This is a genomic window from Ruegeria sp. AB8 (assembly GCF_056542605.1).
In genome coordinates, this window is sequence record NZ_JBQGAB010000065.1 from 1 (window position 1) to 4889 (window position 4889).

A 4889-nucleotide genomic window follows, 5' to 3' on the forward strand; every position below is an offset into this window, starting at 1 on the left:
CTTGGGGAAGAAAGGCTCAAGACGCGCCATCTGCGCATCCGTCAGCCAAAAAAGATCAGACATGGTCACCGCTCGATTTTCGAACCGTGACACACGCAGCCACGCGGAAATCAATGAGTGCTGACCCTAACACTCTCGCAACACATTCAAAACCAGTCTGGCGCATTATGCTGAGCAACCGGTTCAATCTCAACGTGGCTGTATCGCGCCGTGCAAGGTCACGAAGATCGGATTATCCACCTCCATAACCAAACAAGGCGCTAAAGTACTTTTACCAACTCTGCACAGTCAACAATCCCTGATCCAATTCTCCATTCCGCTGGCGTAGAGCGGTCATCTCGTTTTGTGTAACCGATTACTCTAGCGGTATCGCGAATTCTGTCTATTAGATCGGAAGGTGATAGAGACGCTGGGCTTTTTTTTCTTCTAACGGCGGCGACAACGCCAGCGGCGACTGCACAGGCACCGGACGTGCCAGTAAGTGCGGCATGCCTGTCGTAATTTTCGCAAAACCAAGTCGGTGCGCAAACATCTGGTTTTCTAGGGGCTTTGATGCCTACAAATCGCAAGTCAGGGGGCTCTGGCCCTTGAGAACTCTCCCCGATCCACCTTTCGATTGCATTGACACCGCCTACCGTAAGTACAGATGGAAGGCCGTTCGATCCCATAATGCTTCCGTAGGGACCTCGATCCGTATGCCCACTTCTAAAGTCAGGCGAAAACAAACCACTGTTGCCTGCGGAAAAAACAACGTCGACGCCTTTCGTAACTAGATGTTTGATGACCGTTGAAAGCATATGATTGTGATTATCCGCATAAGTGCCTAGGAATCGGTCGTATTTTCGATCTAGTAATCCCCAAGCACAAACAACCACCCAAGACTCGTCGCTTCGACCATTTATTTCTCCCAATAGCGCAGCAATCAATTGAATCACTCTACTGGCAAATAAGTCCACATAGTCGATGCGATCTGGCAAGATCGGTGCGTCAACAAAATGAACATCCGGCGCAATCGAGAAAATACTTCGTGCGACCGCGTTGGCATGCCGTTGGCTTTGTCGCGCGTGAGGTGCAACGTGCGACCCCGTAATACCAGGAAGAGTTTCTAGCGGCTTGGTGTAGCCAATTGAATTAAGGTAACTTTCGTCAAGTCCGCCGTCCACAATAACGACATTAACACGCCTCGTACCTGAAGCCACAAAATTTCGAATTTCGGAAGCGGCGATCAGATTTTCGGCGCTATCCCTGTCAAAAGAGGCAGGTCCAGGCGAGACGTTGCGTCGTCCGTTGTATTCTGCGAAATCGATGGGTGCATCGATCCCAACCAGAAACTGGCCAGTCAGTTCGATCTCACCAAGAATTGTCGCGCCTTCAGGCGCAAGTATTTGGTTGTCTCGCAAGTATGGTCCGAAAACCGCTAGAATGTCCTCTTCGGTAGCGTTAACAACGACAAAATCATCTGTACGAGTGATCTCTACATCGTCCTCATCGGCACGACGAAGGAGTTCGTCGATTTCTGGATCGGCGATCCCTCGCCAAATAATGTACCTGTTACTTTGCGGCATGGCAGGGGCCTCACAACTGCGTTGAGAAAGCTATAGTCGAAAAATCAATGGAATTAGTGTAAGGAAAAAGGGTCCTTAAATCAATTTTTGGCGCGAAGTCGGATATGGCCGAGCAAAACTTACTTAGTTGGTACACGGGAACGGCGGCCCAAAAACCCTTAAAGAGACTCATGGCGATTATGTTTGCGGACGCTGTGGGATTTACTTCGTGGGCGTCCAAGGATGAGGATCATGCCTTTGCAGTTTTCGATGATTTCTTGTCTAGTATTGTGCATCCTATGTTGGACCAGCTCGGCGCAGAGACGCAAAAAAACTTAGGCGACGGGCTACTTGTAACATTCGAAAGTGTGGAATCAGCCGTTACTTTAGCTGAAAACGTCAACAGGCTGCTGATTGAAGATAGGTCAAATACCCGTCCTCGATGGAAAGGGTTACGATTTCGAATAGGAATCAACTATTCGACAGTTCTGTTTTCCGATGGTGACGTCTTTGGGGATGGCGTGAATTTGGCCAAACGCCTGCAAGAAGCGGCGACTGCAGATTCCGTAATACTGTCTCACTCGGCCTCCGAAGTTATCCGCAAGTCACGTTCAACAGAAATCCGAGATCTTGGCTTCGTCGCGCTCAAGGGTTTTGAAAGACCAGTCCGCACTTATGGTTTGAACACAAGCCCTGCTAAAGCTATCGGCGTATTTCACGCGAAGGATGAAATACCATCTATCGCGATACTACCATTTGAGAATCTTGGACCGTCGGATGAGGACGCGTATTTCTCAGACGGGCTTGTCGAGGATTTGATTTGTTGTCTTTCCGGATTGCATGAAATGGTGGTTATCGCTCGTGCGTCCACGCTTGGTTTTCGCGATTGCCAGATTGATCCGAGGGAAGCGCGGCGCGTGCTTGGCGTTCGCTATGTCCTTCAAGGTACAGTCAGGCGCCAAAGCGGAAAAATAAGATTGTCGGTGACTCTAAGTGACTCAAAAACTGGAGTTACCATGTTGTCCAAGCGTTCCGAAATTGAACAAGATCAAATTTTTGATCAACAAGATCAGCTAGTGGCTGAAATTACGGCTAGTATTGCGCCACAAGTGCGTCGTGCAGAACTGAACCGCGCGCTCCGCAAACCTGCAGAAGTTTTCTCGGCCTATGATTGCCAGCTTAAGGCATTGGACTTGATGAGGCATTTGAAGCGCGAAAGTTATGAGGAAGCACGTAAGTACCTGGATCAAGCTATTGCTGACGACCCCGGGTTCGCGGCAGCGTATTGTTGGCGCGCTGCCTGGTGGATCATGATGGTCGTTCAGGGGTGGATCGAAGACCGGGAAGTTGCGAAGTCCGCCGCAGAAGAAGACGCAAAACGTGCAGTGGAACTAGATGAAACAAATGCTCAGGCGATTGCAGTTTTGGCTCAGACCAAGGCGTTTTTGCGAGATGATCACGAAGCTGCGCTAGCCCTGATGGAACGGGCGCGATACATCGGACCCGGAAACACTTTTGTGCTCATGATCTCTGCTGGCACCATGGCATATGTCGGTCGCGGGCAGGATGCAGTGAAATATGCTGAACAGGCACATCAGCTCATACCACTCGATCAAATCCCATTTCGGGAGTATGATTGGCTTTCGATAGCACACTATTCGGCTGGAAACTTCTCACGCGCCGCATATTGGGCGCGTCGAGCTCTTGATGAAGAAGACGGGCACCTACCGTCCCTGCGATTGCTAGCTGCGTCGCTTGCTGCAGAGGGCGATACAATTGGAGCAAAGGTCGCCGCAGATGCTTTGTTGCGGTACGCTCCTGAATTCCGCGTTGATGATTATGCTAAAGCGCATTCAACATTTGCCGATGAACAGCTTCAGTTGACGTGGTTGAAGCACCTTCGGGCATCTAGTTTGCCGGGTTAGGCGAGTTTCAATCTGAATTTTTAGGGGGGAAATAAAATGCATAATTCAAATAACTCAAACAATTCGAATAACTCCAATAATTCGAACAATTCCAATAACTCCAACAATTCGAACTTTTCGATGACCGGGTCGTCCGGTAATGCTGGCGGTGGACGAGTTGTTGGAATAACAGCGAATATAAAGCGCTCTAACGCTGCATTAGACGATAACAATCCGCATCTCTGGTGGTGGCGCGGGCAGTCTTGGCCTCATGTTGACCCGGAGCTGATGATCGAGATTGCGCCAGACGCGTCGCGACCCTTTCGTCTGCACGAGTTTTACAAACTCAATATTCCCGGTTCTTGGACAGACGCCCATTGGGCACCTTACAACTACGCTCGTAGCTTGTTGCCATTGTTTGATCGCGCAATTCAAGCTTGGGCTACGACAGCAGGACCGCCGTCGTCGCTTGGTTTTCCAACTACGAGTTCCGGTCCGTTTGATTTCGATGAGGTCGATGACCCCCTTCACCCCTCTGACCCCTTGAAAAAGTTGAAATCGTGGCCCCAGCCGGCGCCGACAAGTATGACCGTTCTTGAACAAGAGTTGATCGAGTTAATCGGTCTCATCGAGTATCGACCGGGTGTTTTGGATGAGGCGTTGGAGCAGGCAGTATCGATAGATCAGTGCTTTAGCGGGATCATAACATTCAATCGGATCACTCATCCATATACCGCGAAGCTTTTGGCGTTTGCAATCGAGGCCGGTACGCATCTCGCAATGCTTTACAAGGCATTCTTCAATCGCCCGCGCCCATCGCAGTTGTGCCCGACGTTGATGCCACCAATTGATCCACCGGAGCATTCCTCGTTCCCGAGCGGTCACGCAACGCAAGCCTGGTTGGCAGCGCTATTGCTGAATGCAGCAATGGATGAAGTTCTGGCGCCTCCTTCAGTAGCTGGCGCCACCATTACCGGAGATCAGACGAATCCGCTATTTGACATGGCGCGCCGCATCGCCAGAAACCGTGAAATTCTTGGGCTCCACTATCCGTCCGATAGTGAGGCAGGACGTCGACTGGCTCATGCCGCTTACGCAACCATCATTCGACAGAGCTCAGGCCGTGTTCGAACGCTTGTGACGAAAGCCCGAGACGAATGGGGGGCCGGAGCAATGCCCATTCCACCCGTCCCATGGCCGTAGAATAAAGTAGATTAAAGGCGCAGGTGGGCGAAGGAAACCTGAAGCGAGCTGAATTTTTGGCATTAGTGATGGTGTTTCAGGTAGTTGCGTGCCGGAGTTGCGCGTATGCTGTTGCCTATGGTGTAAGGATTAGAAAATTTAGCGGCTTAGGGTCAGGACTCATAGCCAATAGATAACGAGTGCTGCAAGGGCGATTGCTGACAGGAAGACCTTCGGGCACCTGTCGTAGCGGGTTGCC

At 50.7% G+C, this 4889-nt stretch carries 3 protein-coding genes; 2 read left to right on the top strand and 1 reads right to left on the bottom strand.

Annotation, left to right across the window (positions count from 1 at the left end):
* Positions 1-260: 260 nt before the first annotated feature.
* Positions 261-1565: a S8 family serine peptidase gene (locus ACR0CG_RS23575; RefSeq protein ID WP_480527921.1), complete on the bottom strand. Its 1305-nt coding sequence runs from the start codon at positions 1563-1565 to the stop codon at positions 261-263.
* A gap of 104 nt (positions 1566-1669) precedes the next feature.
* Here ACR0CG_RS23575 and ACR0CG_RS23580 point away from each other — a divergent pair, with 104 nt between their 5' ends.
* Both ACR0CG_RS23580 and ACR0CG_RS23585 read left to right on the top strand, forming a co-directional pair.
* Positions 1670-3469, top strand: a complete 1800-nt coding sequence (locus ACR0CG_RS23580; protein WP_480527923.1) for an adenylate/guanylate cyclase domain-containing protein — start codon at positions 1670-1672, stop codon at positions 3467-3469.
* Between the two features lie 36 nt (positions 3470-3505).
* A complete protein-coding gene (locus ACR0CG_RS23585) occupies positions 3506-4651 on the top strand; it encodes a phosphatase PAP2 family protein (RefSeq protein WP_480527924.1) in 1146 nt (381 codons plus the stop codon).
* Positions 4652-4889: the final 238 nt, after the last annotated feature.